This is a genomic window from Klebsiella sp. 64 (assembly GCF_018223915.1).
Taxonomy (GTDB): Bacteria; Pseudomonadota; Gammaproteobacteria; order Enterobacterales; family Enterobacteriaceae; genus Klebsiella; species Klebsiella pneumoniae.
In genome coordinates this window covers 278653-295498 of record NZ_JAGRQZ010000003.1, presented here as the reverse complement: position 1 = coordinate 295498, position 16846 = coordinate 278653, and the positions used below count along the sequence as shown (strand labels likewise).

Genomic DNA, 16846 nt, shown 5'->3' with positions numbered 1-16846 from the left:
GGATTGCGTTAGCCTTCGCTTTTCACCACTTTAATCTCCACCATGCCGATCCCCAACTGACGCGGGGAGTGGCCGAGGATATTGCCCTCGTTAGTGGTTTGCGGGTCCGGCGGGGTGATGATCAGCGTGTTGCTGCGCGTTGGGTTGTCAAAATGCAGCGTCGTGGTAGTCACGTCATTATCCAGAGTGAGCACTTGCTCACTTTCTCCAACTCGCACCGGAATCGGCTTATTAGCGTTTGGGCCATAAGCTTTGGCGGTGATCACCAGATCAAATTTCTCCGGTAGCGGCTCTTTATATTCAATCTTCACGTCGCTGCCCAACTGAGCATTGGACCACCGCCCCCACGACTCGGGACGCGAAATACCGCTGAACTGTTTAACCTCTTCCGGGGCGCCAGCGACGTTAAACACGAAGCTGTCGGCCTTATAGCGAATATCGTTGTCGACAATTTTCAGCGTATCGACGTTGCCCTTATAGCGCTCCATATCGATAAGGGTGTCCCTGAAGGCGGTCTTGCCGTGCCACTGCGGCTTATCAACGTGCTGGACCTTCTGCTCACCCCCCAGCTGTCCCTGCGAGACGCACCAGTCGGTGGAGAGCGCCAGCTCAGGCGACCACAGCTGGCCCATTTTATAGCAGCGATCGACCCACACGAAATTATCCCGTGGCGCGAAATCGGCCAGCTGGAAGCGCAGCGGCGCAGAGTATTCACTCTCTGGCAGCGGTTCTACGCGCTGGTCAGATACCCGCAGCAGCAGCGGCAGACGGAAATGGCTGCCGGAGAAAGCGATCATATTTTTCTGCGAGTCGATGGTGAAATTCTTCATTTCTTTGGGGAAATTCCACAGGCGGATCACGTCAGGCTTCCATGCCAGGACTTTCTCTTTCATATTCATGAAAATACCGGAGAGCGACTGGCCGGAGAGGCTGCTACGCCCGAGGCCGATATAGTTATCGCCGCCGAGAATATCCAGCACCGTCGCGCCGTTATCCATGGTGTTGCGTTTCACCGCCAGGGTCTCCTGCTGCGGTTTATCGCCGCGCAGGACGAAGAACAGATTGCTGCGATCGTGCTTGTTGAGATAATCCCAGGCGCTGTTCTTCATGGCCAGGTGATCGGAAGAGACCACGATGACCGTGTTTTTGAAATAGGGTGAGGCTTTAATCTTCTCTATCAGCGCGGCGATATGTTCCTGACTGCAGCTAACGGCGCTGAAAGAGAGGTTTTTCTTGCCGTCCACATCATAGCGTTTACGCTCGCAGGTGCGTGAGATAAAACCGTCGGGATGGTGGGTATCCACCGTCAGGGCGAAGAGCGAGAAGCGTTTCCCGGACTGCGACAGCTCTTCGAATTTTTTCCAGGTCTCGTCGAGCACAGTGTCGTCATAGAAGCCCCAGTCGTTGCGGTAGGTAGGATCCGCCACCGTAGTTTTTAGCTCTTCCGCCCCGTACAGATGATCGAAGCCGTGGGATTTAAGAAACACGTCTTTGCCGGCAAAGCGCAGGTTAGCCCCCTGCACAAAGTAATTCTCGTAACCGGAGTTCTTCAGAATATCGCCAAGGCAAATATTCTGTGGAAAGAAGCTGGAGACTGAGGCTGAGGCATTACCTTCGAACGGCGCGAACAGCGGAATGCCGCACTGTGAGGCGACCATGCCGGCGATAGTGTAATCGGTCCCCGGCAGCTGCATGGTATTGCTGAAATCAATGGCCTCAGCTTTAATTCTGCCAAGCTCAGGGGTGAGGTTGGGGAAGGCGTCGTTATCAAAATAGGTGCGCTCGAGACTTTCGCCATAGATATAGACCAGGTTCAGCTGCGGATTGTCGATTTGCTTCGACGGCTCTTTATAGTACGCGGCAAAGTCTGGATCGCCCTCGCGTGACTGGGATTTCACCAGCTCGCTGATCTGATGGAAGGCCGGGCTGGCATCAACGGAGGCCAGCGCCAGCAGTAGCGCCGCCAGGCTGTAACCGACGTGATGAGGATGATGCCGACGGCGGCGCAGCACCCAGCCGAGGGCGCCAAAGACGGCGACCAGTGCGACGGCCACGCCGACCCCCGGCAGTATATATTTGCCGATCCCGGCGCCGGTCAGGCTGTTGGTCAGAGTGTAGAGTACCGCGTCGTTGATGCCGTCGCCGGTGAAGTAGTCACTGGCGTAGAGGGTGATATTCAGCACCACGAACAGGCCTAACACCGTGAGCGTGGCGGCAAACCACCAGGTGTTACGACCCGCTTTCCAGGCATACAGCACCACCGAAGCTAAAAATAAGGCGATGGATAACAACTCTGACACAGCTCATCCTCATTAATGCCAGTTATCGGCTGGCAGAACAGATTACTTTTCAAGCCCCACTGTAATTGCAGCGCCATCTTGCTGCAATTCTAGCGTCATGAAAGTGTGCAGTTATTCAGAATTGGTTTAGAAGTTGCCTTTTTTGATCGGCATCGCATCGGGCGAAATGGGAAAACGAAACAGGAAAACTGCAAAAAAAAGCGTTTCAGGCCGCGGCGCCGCCGCGAAGGCAACAAATGCGGCCTTGTCAGTCAGGATCAGGAGAGGAAATTAACACCCTGTTTTAAGACCAGATCGCAGGCTTTGGTTTTTACCTGTTTCGCCAGCGAGCTATTGCCGAGCGTATTCAGGTCCAACTGCTGGCCGTTTTTGCTGTTGAGCAGCCCCTGCAGGCCATCCAGATAGCTGGTGTCCTGTTTTTGTTTTTCCGGCGTGCTAAGCCCCAGTTTATCCAGCACCTGATTTTTGACGTTATCGGCGCTGGTCACGGAGGCCAGCTTCTGTTTCGCGCAATATGACAGGATCCCGGCCGCATTATTCATGCTGCTGGCGGTCAGGGATTGGCTGCTGCCGTTAAGCAGGCTGGTTAGCGAGGAGACGGACATGCCGCCGCTGGCCTGGGCGTTACTGCCGCTGAGCTGGCTGGCAGCGCTGTTAAGGGAATCCTGCCAGGAGGCGGCGTGGGCGCCAGAGAGGGTAAACGCGCTAACGGCAAGCGCGGCAACAACGCTATTTTTAAACGATTTCATAGACGGACTCATAAGCGTGACTGAATAATCGCTTTAGTATAACGCCGTCGTCGCCCGGAAATCTCTTAATACTCCTTGCCTGTAACGCGGTGCCGGTAACTTTCCCAATTGAAGATAACCCACAGGCTGTTGCCGAGCCGCATACGGTCCATCACCCGCTCGCCGAGCAGTTTGTTCATCTCTTCCATATTGCTGTTGGTGAGCATCCCGGTAGGTCGTTTGGAGGATGAGCGCCGGTCAACTATCTGATTGATAATGACCTTTTCATAGCGAGACTCCGTCTGCATACCAATTTCATCGATCACCAGCAGGTCGACTATGCTGAGGTCGTTAAGCAACTGTTCTTCGCTCGTTTCCCGGTTGCCGAAGGTATCTTTCATCGCCGACATAATATCGGCCACGGTGATGATTAAGACCGACTTCCCGCGCAGCAGCAGCTCGTTGCAAATGGCTGCCGCCAGGTGGTTTTTGCCAGTGCCCGGTTTACCGGAGAAGATAAAGCTGGCGATATTGCCATCGAACTCTTCCACGTACTGGCGCGCCCGGGCGAGCGCATTCATCTGCCCCTCGCACTCGACGCGATAGTTATCAAAGGAGCAGTTCTGATGCAGCGGGCGGATCCCCGAGCGGTTGAAGGTGCGCTGCATTTTCATCGCGCGATTCTCTCGCTCCAGCGCTTCGGAACGCAGCCGGCCTTGCTCTTTTTGCCAGGCCAGCAGCTCTTCGCCGGTTTTAAACGCCGGTTCAATATGTGCCGGCATCATTTTCTGCAGGCGTTTCATCAGGTCGCCAACGTTTTTCATGCTCATCCTCGGAAACCTCGCGGAATATGGCTGTCGGGTTCGCTAACGCTGTTCACATCGCGCTTCGGCTGTCCGCCGTTGCTGGCGCGGCTGATTTGCACGCTACGCGCCAGCTTCTGCTGCCACTGCACGTGGTGAAAGACTTTACCTTCCGCCTGCCAGTAAGCGACGAAAGCGGCCAGCTCTTCGGGGGTAACCGGCTGGCTCAGGGCAATGCCCCACAGCGCGGCCAGGCGCTGAAAATCGGCGTCAGGCTGCCATCCGGCGTACATAGCAAATTTGCCCATCGGCACCGCAACCGGCGCCGCGGCGGGCTCCTCGAAAAACTGCGGGTCAAGCGCGATGTCGCTGCCGGGGCGCGCCAGCCTGGCTTCCAGCTCCAGCAGTTGCGCCAGCCGCGCTGGCGTCAGCGCATAGAATGCCGGCGCGTTATTGGCAAAAACGGCAACGGTGCCGTCAGTCGATTTTGCCAGCAGCGCCGCGTGCTGCTGGAGGAACTCTTCCAGGCCGCTAAAATGGGAGGTTAAAATTCGCGAAGACATAACTCTATCTCAACTCTGAACTGCAAAGAGTGGGGTGATCTGCACATAGTAGCACAGAGGCTATCGCGGAAGGAGCGTCGCGGATTAACCGCGACGTCGGGGTTAGACGCGAGGACGCTTACGATACAGCCACAGGCCGGGTATCGACAGGCCAATCGAAAGGGCGCCCACAATCGAAGAGGCCTTTAAAAAATTGCTCAGCAGCAAAATCATCATCTCTTCCGAATAACCAAAATGACTGATTTTTACCGCGGAAATCATCGCCGTGTAGGCTGAGATGCCAGGAAACATCGGGATCACGGCGGCGACGGTAAAAATCTTCGGATGCGCCAGATACCAGCGCGACCATTGAATGCCAATGCTGCCCACCAGCAGAGCGGCGAGAAAGGTGGCCCATTCAATGTTAAAACCGGCGCTCATCATGATCATACGCGAGCCATGGCCAATCGCCCCCAGCAGCGCGCACCAGCGCAGAGCGCGCTGAGGGACATTAAAGACCATCGCAAACCCGACGGCGGGGATCGCCGCCAGCAGCATGTCTTCCGCCAGCGCAAAAATAAATGAGATTATGCCCATCCGCGCAGCCCCCATACGGTCATGGCCATCACCACGCCAATGCAGGTGGCGAGGGTTAGCAGGCTGGCAATCGCCCAGCGGGCGAGTCCGGTATTGATATGCCCTTTAAACATATCGGCGACGGCATTGATTAATGGAAAACCCGGGACCAGCAGCAGAACGCTGGCGGCCATGGCAATGGTCGGCGTGCTGGCAAACGTCGGGAGGCGCAGCAGCAGCCCGGAGATGGTGGTGGCGACAAAGGCGGTGATGCAGAAGTTGATCTGCGGATGCATGGAGCGATGGGTCAGCACCTGGCGAATGTACATGGCTACCGTGCTTGCGCAGAAGCTGACCAGCGCCCCATCCCAACCGCCGTTATTCAGTTTGCAGAAACAGGCGCAGGAAAGACCCACCATCAGCACCAGCAGCCAGCGCGGATAGCGCAGGGGAACGATCTGCGCAAAACGCTTCTCGACGTCGCGATAGTCCAGCAGCTTATGCTCGGCGAGGATCACAATGTGCTGCACTTCCGTCACCACATGCATATTAATGCCGCGATCGACATTTTTGCGCGTAGAGGTAAGACATTCGCCATTTTTAATGGTGGTCAGGACGATGGCATTCGAAGAGATGGCGCTTTCAACGCTGTCCATCCCCAACGCCAGCCCGAGACGTGTTGACAGTTCCTCCACCAGCGCACTCTCGGCGCCGTGCTGTAACAGAAAAAGACCACACTGGATGCATAAACGTGTGATTGCCCGCTGCTGTGTCCGATCAACCTGCATACTTCCTCTATTGTTCACGACGCCTGGTATCTGCCGATACTTTAACCTGAAGCGCAGTGGCGGCTGAGGGGGGTGGGATCAAATAATGTGCAAAAATTCCTAGTCTGCGGGGCGGCAGAATTTGAAGCATCCCACACTTTTGCCAGTTTGGTGAAAAGTGCAATTTTTGTCGCCATTCATCCCTTCTTTTTCCCCACTGACTTATCAAAAATGCAGAAAAGCACTTTTATTAAACAAAAATTATACAAATAATTAACCCTGCAAGAGTGAGACATCCCTATGAAGACACAGGTCGCGATTATTGGCGCGGGCCCCTCCGGGCTGCTGCTGGGGCAGTTGCTGCACAACGCCGGGATCCATACCGTGATCCTTGAGCGTCAAACGCCGCAGTATGTGCTGGGGCGCATCCGCGCGGGAATTCTGGAAAGCGGCACCGTCGATCTGCTGCGCGAAGCGGGCGTGGCGCAGCGGATGGATGCCGAAGGCCTGGTGCATCATGGGGTGGAGTTTCTGTTTGACGGCCAGCGGGTGCCCGTCGCACTGAGCGAGCTAACCGACGGTAAGAGCGTAATGGTTTATGGCCAGACCGAAGTCACCCGCGATCTGATGGCTGCCCGGGCCGCCAGCGGCGCGCCGATCGTCTATGGCGTGAGCGAGGTGGCTATCCATGACGCCAAAAGCGACCGGCCGACGATCACCTACCTCAGCGAAGGGGAAACCTGCCGTCTGGAGTGCGATTTTATTGCCGGTTGCGACGGTTTCCACGGCGTATCGCGGCAAAGTATTCCAGCTGGCATTTTGCAGACCTACGAGAGCGTGTGGCCGTTTGGCTGGCTAGGCCTGCTGGCGGATACGCCGCCGGTCAATCCGGAGCTTATTTATGCGCACCATCAGCGGGGGTTTGTATTGTGCAGTCAACGCTCACTGACTCGCAGCCGCTATTATCTGCAGGTTCCGCTGAGCGATAAGGTTGAAGCATGGTCGGACGAGCGCTTCTGGCAGGAGCTGAAAAGCCGCTTGCCGGAGGAGCTGGCATCCAGGTTAGTGACTGGTCACTCACTTGAGAAGAGCATTGCCCCCCTGCGTAGCTTCGTCGTGGAGCCGATGCAATATGGGCGGTTGTTCCTGGTGGGGGATGCGGCGCATATCGTTCCGCCAACCGGGGCGAAAGGATTAAATCTGGCGGCATCGGACGTGAACTATCTGTGGCGGATTCTGCGCGAATACTACCATCGTGGCCGCAGCGATCTGCTGGCGGCCTACTCGCAACTGGCGCTGGATCGGGTCTGGAAAGGGGAACGCTTTAGCTGGTTTATGACCCGCCTGCTGCATGATTTTCCGGATCAGAACGCGTTCGACGCTAAAATGCAGGCCGCCGACCGCCGCTACTATCTGGGCTCGCGCGCCGGGCTGACCACCATCGCGGAAAACTACGTGGGCTTGCCCATGGAGCGTGTCGCCTGAATTAAGAGGAGTCATCATGCCGTTCGTTCAAACCGTGCCCGTATTTAAGCTGTATGGCGAAGAGTGCGGCTGGCCGACGCCGGACCTGCTGCACTGTGAGTCGATTTTACAGCGCAGCAGCCTGTATCAGTGGCATATTCGCGTCCATCAGCATGCGGAAATGGTCCAGCTTCTCTATCTGCATCAGGGGCGGGCGGAGATCGAAATTGAAGGCGCCACCGCGGTGATGACGGAGTCCTGCATCCAGGTGGTTCCCGCCCTCTGTATTCACGGGTTTAATTTTTCACCCGGGACGCAAGGGTTTGTGCTCTCTCTGGCGCTGCCGCTGCTGAGCCGGTTTGAAAATCAGTTCGGTCGCCCTCTGGATGTGCTTAGCGTGCCGCAGTGTGTGCCGGTGGGCCGTTCTCGCGGGCGCATGCATACGCTGTTTTCAGCGCTTCGCGAGGAGTACTGCGAAGAGCACGATGCGCGAGAAATGATGCTCTATTCGCTGCTGGGGACGCTGTTGGTCTGGCTGAACCGACAGTGCCATCCCGCGTCCCCCGCGGAAGATAAAGCGGAGCGGAAGCGCAGCATGATGCGTCACTTCGCCCGCCTTATCGAGAGCCACTACCGACAGCATCTCCCGTTGGCGGAGTATGCGAAGCTGATTGGACTGTCGGTTACGCACTTAAATTATTTATGTCGTGAGTTTTATGGCTGTAGCGCTCTTGGAGTATTGCATCAGCGGTTGATGCTTGAAGCGCGACGCAATCTGCAGTACACCCGCATGACGATTACACAACTCTCTGATTATTTGGGGTTTAGCGATGCAGCCTATTTTTCGCGTTTTTTCCGTCGCTATAGCGGTATGTCACCCAAAGCATTTAGAGAAACAATTAAAGATAATGCTTCATAATGTTCAGTACTGAAATTATTTTTGCTAAATAATGTTTTTATCTTTTCTAATTTATTAGCGCAGGAACGTCTGTGTTAATATTAATCGCAAGTATACACGGCAATAATATTTTACACGGTATGACCACGGTTCGGTCGTTACGTATATCGTGTGCGCAGGCCATGAATATGATTTTAATATTCATCCAGGAAATGATATGGCGATAAAGTCACTCGCCGATCGTTTGCAGGCAAGCGAAGGAACTTCGACAGGAAGCGGAGGTGTTATGTTACCAGGACAAGGTAAGTTTGGCGTCGTTATTAGTAAAATTCCCGTCATGCAATCAGGGTTAAAGGTGATCTTCAATGAGAACCTCCCTGATTACGAACTGAGTTTTTGTCGTTCTCATGATGAGCTCACCCTTTTACAACTGCGGCGGGCGGTGCTGGTTGTCGCGGATATCTCCGGCGAGATTGCGCACCCCCGAGCCGTCTGCGAGCGTTATTACTCCCTCATGACCCAGTACCGTGATATTCACTGGGTTTTTATGGTCAGCGACAGCCTCTATCCGTTGGCCGTTGAGCTATTAATTCGTCCTGAAAGCTCGTTGATCTCCGAGAGCGAGCCGGTTAACCGGCTGATTGAGGTGATTTGCGCCGGTAGCCGTGCGGCTGAACAGATTAGCCGTACGCTGTTTGCCGGGGATGAGGACAGCGATTTCGCAAGCTACCACTCTGCGGCGATGCTCACTCTTTCAGAGCGTAAAGTTCTGCGCCTTCTGGCGAAGGGGTGGGGAATAAACCAGATCGCCGCGCTGTTGAAAAAGAGTAATAAGACGATCAGCGCGCAGAAAAACAGCGCAATGCGTCGCTTATCGCTACGCAGCAACGCTGAAATGTATGCCTGGATCAACAGCGCGCAGGGAATGCAAGAGCTGAATATCAATTCAGCTTACGGGGAGCAAATGGAATGGAAAAAAATAGTACAACCCGCCATGTCGCCATCGTAGAAAAATGCGTGATGACGGAAATGGCATGGCGCTATATCTTTAGTCGTGAAGATAATCGCCGTTATCATATTCATCTGTTTAAAAATGTCAGTATGCTCAGGGCGGCGGAAATACCGTTTCCCTGGTCAACCATTATTTTTTCTCTTTCGGGAAGTCGTTCTTCACGAGCCGAGAGTCTGCTCTTTGTTCATGAAATGGCGCGGTGCCGGCCGGAAGTCCAAACGATTATTCTGGCTAATAATGAAAGTGAAATGCACCTGATCGGCCATCTTATGCCGGCCTGTTTGCACGGCATACTGAATAAATCCGCGCCGCGACGCGGGCTACAGGAGCGTTTGCTGCAGCTACTGGACAATCATCATCTCAGCGGCAGCGAACAATTTTGCGACAGAGAGGCGTGCAACGATCCGCTAAGCCCGACGGAGCACGCCATCCTTCGGTATATGTCGTGGGGATATTCGCTTTCTGATATTGCGATACAGCTCAACCGGAATATTAAAACGATCCGCGCGCATAAGTTTAACGCCATGACCAAGCTCGGAGTTCGCTCAGACATTGGTTTATTAAACGCGGCGGATATCCTGTTGCATTTACCGCTCAATAGTACGACCAGCGCCGTTAAACAGGTAGCGTAATGCGGCTATAAACACACATCTACCCATGTTGCATCGGTGAGCTGCGCCATGCGTTCTGGTTCAATGCGAACCGCGCTATGGATGGCTCCCGCTGCGGGTAGTACTTCCTGATAATGTCTGAGAGAGACGTCGCAGTAGACTGCCAGCGGATTTTCCAGACCAAACGGGCAAACGCCGCCGACCGGATGACCGGTCCAGGTAACCACTTCATCGCTGCTTAGCATGCGTGCTTTCGCGCCAAAGGTCTCTTTCAGCTTTTTATTATCCAGCCGCGCATCGCCCCTGGCGACGATCAGTACAATCTTATCTTTGATCTTGAGCGACAGCGTTTTGGCAATTTGCCCCGGCTCAACGTTGTGTGCGGCAGCGGCAAGTGCGACGGTGGCGGTACTCTGATTTAACTCAATAATTTCGATATCGGGGGCGTGTTCGGCAAAAAACTGCCGTACAGACTGCAGACTCATTGGATTCTCCTGATTTAAGCCTGGTTAAATCTGTCACAAGCCTGGCGGAGTGTAAATATCAGCGCGGACAATCCAGATTCTTTCTATTTTGTCGATCTCCTTCACAATCGCCGTAACCGGTTACTGTAACCGGTTGCGGTTATCTGCATTGAGATGAATACTGGAACAGTCACTTCTCCTTTTATTTATAACAAAAGAGCCGTGTATGAATCGTTGCCTCATGAGCAGTATAGCCGGTTGCACATCCGCCAGCGGCCTGCTGCGTCAAAAAGCGGTCATCGTAACGGCAGGGTAATCGTTGTTGGGCCAGTATCAATAGCCTGTCAGGAGGGCTACTATGTCTGCTAACCATGCTGCGTTTAATTTGATATTTCGCTTTGTAGAAAATTACATAAGCCCCATAGCAGGGCGGATCTCGTCGCAGCGCCACGTCATGGCTATCCGTGACGGATTTATCTCAGCGATGCCGTTTATGATCGTCGGATCGTTCCTGTTAGTGTTTGCTTATCCACCGTTCTCACCGGATACCACCTGGGGTTTTGCCCGCGCCTGGCTGGATCTGGCGAAAGAGTTTGAGGGGCGTATTCTGACCCCCTTTGATATGACGATGGGGATTATGTCGATCTACATTTGCGCGGCAATCTCCTATAACCTCGGTAAGCATTACGAGAAATCCAATCAGCTCGATCCCTTTATGTGCGCAATGCTGTCGATCATGGCCTTTTTGCTGATTGCCGCGCCGAAGACCAATGGCACGCTGCCGGTGGATAGCCTCGGGGGGACCGGGATCTTTACCGCCATCCTGGTGGCGATCTACTGCGTGGAGATGATGCGTTTCTTGAAAGCGCACAACATTGGGATCCGCTTGCCGGACCAGGTTCCGCCGATGATCAAAAACTCGTTTGATCTGTTGATCCCGGTGCTGGTGGTCGTGCTGACGCTCTATCCGCTGAGCCTGTTTATCCAGCACCATTTTGACATGCTGATCCCGCAGGCCATTATGGCCATTTTCAAGCCGCTGGTTTCGGCAGCCGACTCTCTGCCGGCAATTCTGTTGGCGGTGCTGATCGGCCACCTGCTGTGGTTCGCCGGGATCCACGGTGCGGCGATCGTGTCCGGGATGCTGCAGATGTTCTGGCTGACTAACCTCGGTATGAACCAGCAGGCGCTGGCCCAGGGCGCGCCTCTGCCGCATATCTTTATGGAGGCGTTCTGGACCTTCTTTATCGTGGTCGGAGGTTCCGGGGCGACCATGGGACTGGTGTTCTGTTATCTGCGCAGCCGTTCAGCGCATTTGCGCTCCATTGGTCGTTTGAGCGTGGTGCCAAGCCTGTTCAATATCAACGAGCCGGTGATCTTTGGGACGCCTATCGTCATGAACCCAGTGTTCTTTATTCCGTTCCTGCTGGCGCCGATGGTGAACGCGGTGCTGGCCTGGGCGGCAATGAAGCTGGATCTGATTGGCCGCGTCATCTCCGTCGTACCATGGACGGCGCCAGCGCCAATTGGCGGCGCCTGGGCGCTGGGCTGGGATTTCCGGGCGGCGATTCTGGTCATTGTTCTGGCCTGCGTGTCGGCAATCATCTACTTCCCATTCTTTAAGGTATATGAGAAACAGCTGCTTGCTCAGGAAGCGGAAGAGGCCGAGCGGGCGGAGCAGGAGAGTCAACAGACCGCATAAATAGCAACGGGCGGTAAAGGCCGCCCGTTACTTTTCAGGTAAGTGGTAATTATTTAAGCGTACAGTCGCCGCACTGTTGGACATCCGGCAGGCGATAGCGCTGACAGCAGGTGCGTCGGACTAACTGCCCTTCACGCAGCATCACCGTTCGCCACAGCGGGTTATCCTGGCCATCGGCGAGTTGTTTTTCAAAAAAACAGTGCTGACGTAGCGCGGCAAGCCGCTCATCACCCAGCAGCGCGCGCATTTCCCCAAGATACCAGTTAATCAGATAGCCGGTATTGCTCCAGATAAGTTTGCTATTGATTTCGCCCGTCGCTGCCAGCGCCTCAACAACCGGCTGCAGGGTGCGCGTTACCAGGGCATCCATTCGCGCCTGCGGTGAAAGCCTCTCGATGTCGGCATCGCTATGCACATCAATCCAGAAGCAGGCCGCCCGGCCGCTTTCATGAAATTCGACATGGAAATGTTCTGGCGCCAGGCTGAGGCCTTGCGGTTCATTGAGCAGCGCCAGCATCAGCGGCGGCACCAGCAGGCCGATATACCATTGCGCCCAGAGCGAGAGCAGAGGCTTCTGTTCCCGAGGCAGCGTCGGCTGATGACGATAGATATGATCGGACCAGGTGGCCAGCAGGGAGCGCAAGGCGATGGGTTGCGACCATTCGGCAAGCGTTAACGCGTGCCGTGGGGCGGGTTCGTCAAGTCGCAGGAAATCAAGCAGGTGTGGACGCAGGGTGGCGATTTTTTCCCGAATACTCTCCGCCAGGGCATGCTCAGCCGTCGGCAAAGGAGCCCGCCAGATAAGTTCATCGCTGAGAGGAAGGGAACGCCAGGCCATTCGATTTCCAGATACAAATCTAAATGATAATGATTACTGATATTAGTTGCTTGCAGGCGGCATGGCAAGGCTTTTATCGGCGCCGCGATGTCGCAGCGCGCGCAGGTCAACTGGCAAGAATAATGTTGCGGCCTTTATTTTTTGCCTCATAGAGTGCGCCGTCGGCGCGCGCCAGCGCTTGTTCAATGTTGTCATTAATGAGCGGCGTCAGGCCAATACTGATGGTGACGTTGGTGGCGACGCTTTCATTAAACATATGCGGGATCTTCAGGTCATAGACCCGCTGACGTATACGTTCGGCTGTCTTCCAGGCCGTTTCTTCGCTGCTATTGGTCAGCAGCACCATAAACTCCTCTCCACCAAAGCGGGCGACAATATCGCGTGAGCGTACAGCGTTGCGAATGGCAGCAGAGACGCGAATAAGCGCCTGGTCACCCATCATATGACCATAGTGATCGTTATAGGCCTTGAAGTGATCGATATCGAGGAGCAGCACGTAGTGGTTGTCGCCGTCCAGCGCCAGCAGGGTATCGAGGCGGTTCTGCAGTCCGCGGCGATTATACAAACCGGTCAGGGGATCGAGCATACTGAGATCGTTGAGCGTATTGCGTTCATGCATCAGTTTATCCATTAAACCCTGCGTAAAGGCATCGCTGCGCTTCTGGATAATATTTTGCAGGGTAATACCGGCTATAGGCAGCATAAAGCAGTAAGTCATACGCAACCATTGTTCCCCCTCCGCCATTATCAGGCAGGCAAGGAAAGTTGGTAAAGAGTGGAGGGTAAAGGCAGTGATATTATTGGAAAAAGCGATGGTGCCGATAAACAGAATGCTTAATAGGGCGATCACCAGATAGTTAAAATGCGGCGGTGTCAATAGCATCGCTTTTGTCACTACGTGCCATGCCCATAGCATGCCAAATAACAACGAGATAGTGGGAATATTTATTTTCGATTGCGGCCATTTCCAGTGCCAGAGCAGCAGCAGCCCGCTGCAGACGACGATCAGGGCGCAGGGCAGCGTAAAACGAACTACCGTAAATAGGGGAGTGACCAGCGACAGCGAGGAAGAAATGAAATTAAGCAGTAAAAAAAGCCGTAAGGAATATTGATATTTTTGTGCGTAGTGTGCTCGCCAGGTTTGTGCAGTCATATCGGAAGAATCATTATTAGTCGTTAAATTTCAAAATGATGAAAGCCAAAAATGAAGAGTCTGATAACAATGTGCAAAAAAAGGTTATTTGCAAAATAAGCAAAATATTTAATATATATCGATAATCCGCTTAATTTATCACCTTCATGAATGTATGTCATTACCGCGAACGTAAAGAAAAAGGGGCAGAGCACGTCGCAAATGACAAATGATAAAGATTATCATATGATATTGGTTATCATTATCGTTGTAAGAGGTGAAACCATGCTGCAGCGAGCATTAGGAAGCGGCTGGGGAGTGATGATTCCCGGCGCGCTAATTGTCGCTCTCGGGTATGCCGGAGTGTCGGCTGACGTATGGCGGGTACTGGTCGCGGTGGGCATGCTGATGTCCGCGGCGATGATCTGGCATCGTCAATTGCGCCATTTTATCCTGCTGCCATCGTGTGTCGCGTTGATCGGCGGAATAATGCTGATGATTGTGGATATTAAACTGAGAGGATAATGCCGGGAGAGGGAAGAATATTGGTGCGAGGGGGGGGACTTGAACCCCCACGTCCGTAAGGACACTAACACCTGAAGCTAGCGCGTCTACCAATTCCGCCACCTTCGCACAGTATTCTTTCTTTGGGATATTGCCTCGTTGGTGCGAGGGGGGGGACTTGAACCCCCACGTCCGTAAGGACACTAACACCTGAAGCTAGCGCGTCTACCAATTCCGCCACCTTCGCCCAGTGCGAGCAATATCTTCGTGGATTATGGTGCGAGGGGGGGGACTTGAACCCCCACGTCCGTAAGGACACTAACACCTGAAGCTAGCGCGTCTACCAATTCCGCCACCTTCGCATACCATCGATACTCTGAAAGTATCGTTACCACGGAGGCGCATTCTAGTGGTTTTCGGCGACACGTCAATAGTTAATTATGCAGGTTGTATCGATTGCTGCAAAAATGGGCGGATTTGCCCGCGGGAAGCGCCAGCGGTACCAGGAGCGGGCCGCCGGCGTGAAAAGACGATTATTTTTTCGCCTGACGGGTCATGATGGTGCGATAGACCTTAAAGCGCCCGGTCTGAGCGATCACCTCATGGAAGCCGAACGTTTCATCCAGCACCTGCGGATACGGCAGGAAGGCGTTGGCGACAATGCGCAGCTCGCCGCCGCTGTTCAGATGGCGAACCGCGCCGCGGATCAGCGCCTGGGCGGCTTCGAGACTGGTCTGCAGGCCGTCATGGAATGGCGGGTTGGAGATGATCATGTCGAAGCGACCATTGACCTCGGAGAAGACGTTGCTGGCAAACACATCGCCAGCCAGGCCGTTGGCGGCAAGCGTCGCGCGGCTGGCTTCGACCGCCGGGGCGCTGACGTCGCACAGGGTGAGGCGCACTTTCGGTGAATGGCTGGCCAGCGCGGCGGCCAGCACGCCCGCGCCGCAGCCGACGTCGAGCACTTTCCCTTTGGTATGCGGCTCGAGGGTGGAGAGCAGCAGCTGGCTGCCGACGTCCAGACCGTCGCGGCTGAAGACGCCCGGCAGGGTTTTTATCGTCAGATTATCCAGTGTGTATTCGCCCCAGAATGCGTCGGCGTCGAAGGTCGGCTGCTTTTCCAGACGGCCATGATAGAGGCCACAGCGGCGGGCGCTATCCACTTTGTTTAATGGCGCGTATTCAGCCAGCATCTGCTCCGCGCTGCGGACGCCGCTGCGGTTTTCACCGACGACGAAAATGTCGCTTCCCACCGGCAGCAGAGAGAGCAGGTTCATCAGCTGGAACTGCGCCTCTGGTTTGTTCTTTGGCCAGTAGTAGATCAGGGTGTCGCATTCGGCGACGTCAGCGGCCTCAGCCACTAAGCTAAAACGGACGGTGTCACCCATCTGGCGGTTGAGGACCTGCCAGTGGTGGAACTGTTGGGTGTGGGCGCGGCTGGCCGCGGTATCCAGACGCGCAGGCAGGTCATCCTGCAGGTCACCGGCAAACAGAACGCGGGCGGACTCGAAATCATCACTGTGGCGCAGCAAGACTTCACTTGCCGGGGTAAAAGCGGACATGAAACACTCCTTCATTAAGACTGGCGCCGATTATAGTAGTTTGTTGGCGCAGATACGACGGATTTGCTATATTGCGCGCTTGTTTAACAGGAGTGTTTCGCTATGACATCCCGACGAGACTGGCAATTACAGCAGCTGGGCATTACCCAGTGGTCGCTGCGCCGACCGGGGGCGTTGCAGGGCGAAATCGCTATCTCGCTTCCTGACCATATTCGTCTGGTGATGGTGGCGGAAACCCCGCCGTCGCTGACAGAGCCGCTGATTGGCGACATATTACGCGCGCTGGCCGTGACGCCAGATCAGGTCCTGCAGCTGACCCCGGAGCGGGTGGCGATGCTGCCGCAGGACAGCCGCTGCAACAGCTGGCGGTTGGGCACAGAGGCGTCGCTGCCGCTGGCGGGCGCCCAGGTGTCCACCCCCGCTTTTGATGAACTCCAGACCAGCGCGCCGGCTCGCAGGGCGCTCTGGCAACAAATCTGCGCACATGAACACGATTTATACCCTCAGCACGGCTGATTTAACCAGAGCCTGGCACATCGAAAAACGCGCCCACGCTTTCCCGTGGAGCGAACAGACTCTGGCCAGTAACCAGGGGGAGCGCTATCGCAACTATCAGCTATCGGTAGATGGCGAAATGGCGGCTTTCGCCATTACGCAAGTGGTGCTGGATGAGGCGACGCTGTTCAATATCGCCGTCGATCCCGCGTACCAGCGCCGCGGCCTGGGGCGAGCGCTGCTGGAGCATGTCATTGATGAAGTCGAAAAACTCGGCGTCGTCACGCTGTGGCTGGAGGTGCGAGCATCCAACGTTGCCGCCATCGCGCTGTATGAGAGCGTAGGTTTCAATGAGGCAACCATCCGCCGCAACTACTATCCTACGGCCGACGGACGCGAAGACGCCATTATTATGGCTCTGCCAATCAGTATGTAACACAAGGTGATA

19 protein-coding genes and 3 tRNA genes are annotated in these 16846 nt (G+C 54.9%); 8 read left to right on the top strand and 14 right to left on the bottom strand.

Features of this window, described 5'->3' with window-relative positions:
* Positions 1-8: 8 nt before the first annotated feature.
* The 6 genes from opgB to KHQ23_RS04505 form a co-directional block, all read right to left on the bottom strand.
* Positions 9-2300 carry a phosphatidylglycerol--membrane-oligosaccharide glycerophosphotransferase gene (opgB, locus tag KHQ23_RS04530; protein WP_004222503.1) on the bottom strand — a complete coding sequence of 764 codons (2292 nt, stop codon included), beginning with the start codon at positions 2298-2300 and terminating at the stop codon, positions 9-11.
* Between the two features lie 257 nt (positions 2301-2557).
* Positions 2558-3049 carry a DUF2501 domain-containing protein gene (locus KHQ23_RS04525; protein ID WP_004177504.1) on the bottom strand — a complete coding sequence of 164 codons (492 nt, stop codon included), beginning with the start codon at positions 3047-3049 and terminating at the stop codon, positions 2558-2560.
* Positions 3050-3114: 65 nt separating this feature from the next.
* Complete coding sequence (gene dnaC, locus KHQ23_RS04520; RefSeq protein WP_024622969.1) at positions 3115-3852, bottom strand: DNA replication protein DnaC; 738 nt, start codon at positions 3850-3852, stop codon at positions 3115-3117.
* Positions 3853-3854: 2 nt separating this feature from the next.
* On the bottom strand, positions 3855-4394 hold the full coding sequence (gene dnaT / locus KHQ23_RS04515; protein WP_002887624.1) for a primosomal protein DnaT: 540 nt from the start codon (positions 4392-4394) through the stop codon (positions 3855-3857).
* Between the two features lie 102 nt (positions 4395-4496).
* A complete protein-coding gene (locus KHQ23_RS04510) occupies positions 4497-4970 on the bottom strand; it encodes a threonine/serine exporter (RefSeq protein WP_002887631.1) in 474 nt (157 codons plus the stop codon).
* Positions 4961-5737 carry a threonine/serine exporter ThrE family protein gene (locus KHQ23_RS04505; RefSeq protein WP_016946263.1) on the bottom strand — a complete coding sequence of 259 codons (777 nt, stop codon included), beginning with the start codon at positions 5735-5737 and terminating at the stop codon, positions 4961-4963. The genes KHQ23_RS04510 and KHQ23_RS04505 overlap by 10 nt, the downstream gene beginning before the upstream one ends.
* 279 nt (positions 5738-6016) lie before the next feature.
* Here KHQ23_RS04505 and pobA point away from each other — a divergent pair, with 279 nt between their 5' ends.
* The 4 genes from pobA (at position 6017) to bglJ (ending at position 9722) form a co-directional block, all read left to right on the top strand.
* Positions 6017-7201: a 4-hydroxybenzoate 3-monooxygenase gene (pobA, locus tag KHQ23_RS04500; protein WP_004146953.1), complete on the top strand. Its 1185-nt coding sequence runs from the start codon at positions 6017-6019 to the stop codon at positions 7199-7201.
* 16 nt (positions 7202-7217) lie between these two features.
* Entirely contained in the window at positions 7218-8099 is an 882-nt protein-coding gene (locus tag KHQ23_RS04495; RefSeq protein WP_002887643.1) for a helix-turn-helix domain-containing protein, read from the top strand.
* 265 nt (positions 8100-8364) lie between these two features.
* A complete protein-coding gene (locus tag KHQ23_RS04490) occupies positions 8365-9087 on the top strand; it encodes a LuxR C-terminal-related transcriptional regulator (RefSeq protein ID WP_002887645.1) in 723 nt (240 codons plus the stop codon).
* The gene (gene bglJ, locus KHQ23_RS04485) at positions 9048-9722 is read left to right on the top strand and encodes a DNA-binding transcriptional activator BglJ (protein WP_002887647.1); all 675 of its coding nucleotides are present in this window, start codon (positions 9048-9050) and stop codon (positions 9720-9722) included. Before KHQ23_RS04490 ends, bglJ begins: the two co-directional genes overlap by 40 nt.
* Before the next feature lie 5 nt (positions 9723-9727).
* On the opposite strand, the gene KHQ23_RS04480 is transcribed toward bglJ, so the two are convergent.
* Positions 9728-10186 carry a YbaK/EbsC family protein gene (locus KHQ23_RS04480; protein WP_004151383.1) on the bottom strand — a complete coding sequence of 153 codons (459 nt, stop codon included), beginning with the start codon at positions 10184-10186 and terminating at the stop codon, positions 9728-9730.
* Between the two features lie 337 nt (positions 10187-10523).
* Between KHQ23_RS04480 and KHQ23_RS04475 the strand changes: the two genes are divergently transcribed.
* A complete protein-coding gene (locus tag KHQ23_RS04475; protein ID WP_002887650.1) occupies positions 10524-11867 on the top strand; it encodes a PTS cellobiose transporter subunit IIC in 1344 nt (447 codons plus the stop codon).
* Between the two features lie 49 nt (positions 11868-11916).
* On the opposite strand, the gene fhuF is transcribed toward KHQ23_RS04475, so the two are convergent.
* The 3 genes from fhuF to KHQ23_RS04460 all read right to left on the bottom strand — a co-directional run bounded on the left by fhuF (position 11917) and on the right by KHQ23_RS04460 (position 14052).
* Positions 11917-12705 (bottom strand): siderophore-iron reductase FhuF, encoded by a 789-nt coding sequence (fhuF, locus tag KHQ23_RS04470; RefSeq protein WP_002887652.1) that lies wholly within the window; start codon positions 12703-12705, stop codon positions 11917-11919.
* Positions 12706-12811: 106 nt separating this feature from the next.
* Positions 12812-13858: a GGDEF domain-containing protein gene (locus KHQ23_RS04465; RefSeq protein ID WP_002887653.1), complete on the bottom strand. Its 1047-nt coding sequence runs from the start codon at positions 13856-13858 to the stop codon at positions 12812-12814.
* 23 nt (positions 13859-13881) lie between these two features.
* Complete coding sequence (locus KHQ23_RS04460; RefSeq protein WP_004221147.1) at positions 13882-14052, bottom strand: hypothetical protein; 171 nt, start codon at positions 14050-14052, stop codon at positions 13882-13884.
* A gap of 70 nt (positions 14053-14122) precedes the next feature.
* Between KHQ23_RS04460 and KHQ23_RS04455 the strand changes: the two genes are divergently transcribed.
* Complete coding sequence (locus tag KHQ23_RS04455; RefSeq protein WP_002887654.1) at positions 14123-14362, top strand: DUF1435 domain-containing protein; 240 nt, start codon at positions 14123-14125, stop codon at positions 14360-14362.
* Between the two features lie 21 nt (positions 14363-14383).
* On the opposite strand, the gene KHQ23_RS04450 is transcribed toward KHQ23_RS04455, so the two are convergent.
* The 4 genes from KHQ23_RS04450 to rsmC form a co-directional block, all read right to left on the bottom strand.
* Positions 14384-14470: transfer RNA gene (locus KHQ23_RS04450), tRNA-Leu, on the bottom strand.
* A 31-nt stretch (positions 14471-14501) separates the two neighbouring features.
* Positions 14502-14588, bottom strand: a tRNA-Leu gene (locus tag KHQ23_RS04445).
* A gap of 28 nt (positions 14589-14616) precedes the next feature.
* Positions 14617-14703 (bottom strand) — tRNA-Leu (locus KHQ23_RS04440).
* Between the two features lie 171 nt (positions 14704-14874).
* A complete protein-coding gene (gene rsmC / locus KHQ23_RS04435; protein ID WP_004177499.1) occupies positions 14875-15903 on the bottom strand; it encodes a 16S rRNA (guanine(1207)-N(2))-methyltransferase RsmC in 1029 nt (342 codons plus the stop codon).
* Positions 15904-16005: 102 nt separating this feature from the next.
* Between rsmC and KHQ23_RS04430 the strand changes: the two genes are divergently transcribed.
* Together KHQ23_RS04430 and rimI are read left to right on the top strand one after the other, a co-directional pair.
* Positions 16006-16419, top strand: coding sequence for a DNA polymerase III subunit psi (locus tag KHQ23_RS04430; RefSeq protein WP_032435537.1), 414 nt, complete (start codon positions 16006-16008; stop codon positions 16417-16419).
* Positions 16388-16834 carry a ribosomal protein S18-alanine N-acetyltransferase gene (rimI, locus tag KHQ23_RS04425; protein ID WP_032413370.1) on the top strand — a complete coding sequence of 149 codons (447 nt, stop codon included), beginning with the start codon at positions 16388-16390 and terminating at the stop codon, positions 16832-16834. The genes KHQ23_RS04430 and rimI overlap by 32 nt, the downstream gene beginning before the upstream one ends.
* The last annotated feature ends 12 nt before the right edge of the window (positions 16835-16846 follow it).

Coding starts and splice junctions, on each gene's coding strand:
- KHQ23_RS04475 (WP_002887650.1), top strand. CDS start 10,524: ATGTCTGCTAACCATGCTGCGTTTAATTTGATATTTCGCTTTGTAGAA.
- KHQ23_RS04455 (WP_002887654.1), top strand. CDS start 14,123: ATGCTGCAGCGAGCATTAGGAAGCGGCTGGGGAGTGATGATTCCCGGC.
- fhuF (WP_002887652.1), bottom strand. CDS start 12,705: ATGGCCTGGCGTTCCCTTCCTCTCAGCGATGAACTTATCTGGCGGGCT.
- dnaC (WP_024622969.1), bottom strand. CDS start 3,852: ATGAAAAACGTTGGCGACCTGATGAAACGCCTGCAGAAAATGATGCCG.
- KHQ23_RS04505 (WP_016946263.1), bottom strand. CDS start 5,737: ATGCAGGTTGATCGGACACAGCAGCGGGCAATCACACGTTTATGCATC.
- KHQ23_RS04510 (WP_002887631.1), bottom strand. CDS start 4,970: ATGGGCATAATCTCATTTATTTTTGCGCTGGCGGAAGACATGCTGCTG.
- bglJ (WP_002887647.1), top strand. CDS start 9,048: ATGGAAAAAAATAGTACAACCCGCCATGTCGCCATCGTAGAAAAATGC.
- rimI (WP_032413370.1), top strand. CDS start 16,388: ATGAACACGATTTATACCCTCAGCACGGCTGATTTAACCAGAGCCTGG.
- KHQ23_RS04465 (WP_002887653.1), bottom strand. CDS start 13,858: ATGACTGCACAAACCTGGCGAGCACACTACGCACAAAAATATCAATAT.
- KHQ23_RS04490 (WP_002887645.1), top strand. CDS start 8,365: ATGTTACCAGGACAAGGTAAGTTTGGCGTCGTTATTAGTAAAATTCCC.
- dnaT (WP_002887624.1), bottom strand. CDS start 4,394: ATGTCTTCGCGAATTTTAACCTCCCATTTTAGCGGCCTGGAAGAGTTC.
- KHQ23_RS04430 (WP_032435537.1), top strand. CDS start 16,006: ATGACATCCCGACGAGACTGGCAATTACAGCAGCTGGGCATTACCCAG.
- rsmC (WP_004177499.1), bottom strand. CDS start 15,903: ATGTCCGCTTTTACCCCGGCAAGTGAAGTCTTGCTGCGCCACAGTGAT.
- pobA (WP_004146953.1), top strand. CDS start 6,017: ATGAAGACACAGGTCGCGATTATTGGCGCGGGCCCCTCCGGGCTGCTG.
- KHQ23_RS04495 (WP_002887643.1), top strand. CDS start 7,218: ATGCCGTTCGTTCAAACCGTGCCCGTATTTAAGCTGTATGGCGAAGAG.
- KHQ23_RS04525 (WP_004177504.1), bottom strand. CDS start 3,049: ATGAAATCGTTTAAAAATAGCGTTGTTGCCGCGCTTGCCGTTAGCGCG.
- KHQ23_RS04480 (WP_004151383.1), bottom strand. CDS start 10,186: ATGAGTCTGCAGTCTGTACGGCAGTTTTTTGCCGAACACGCCCCCGAT.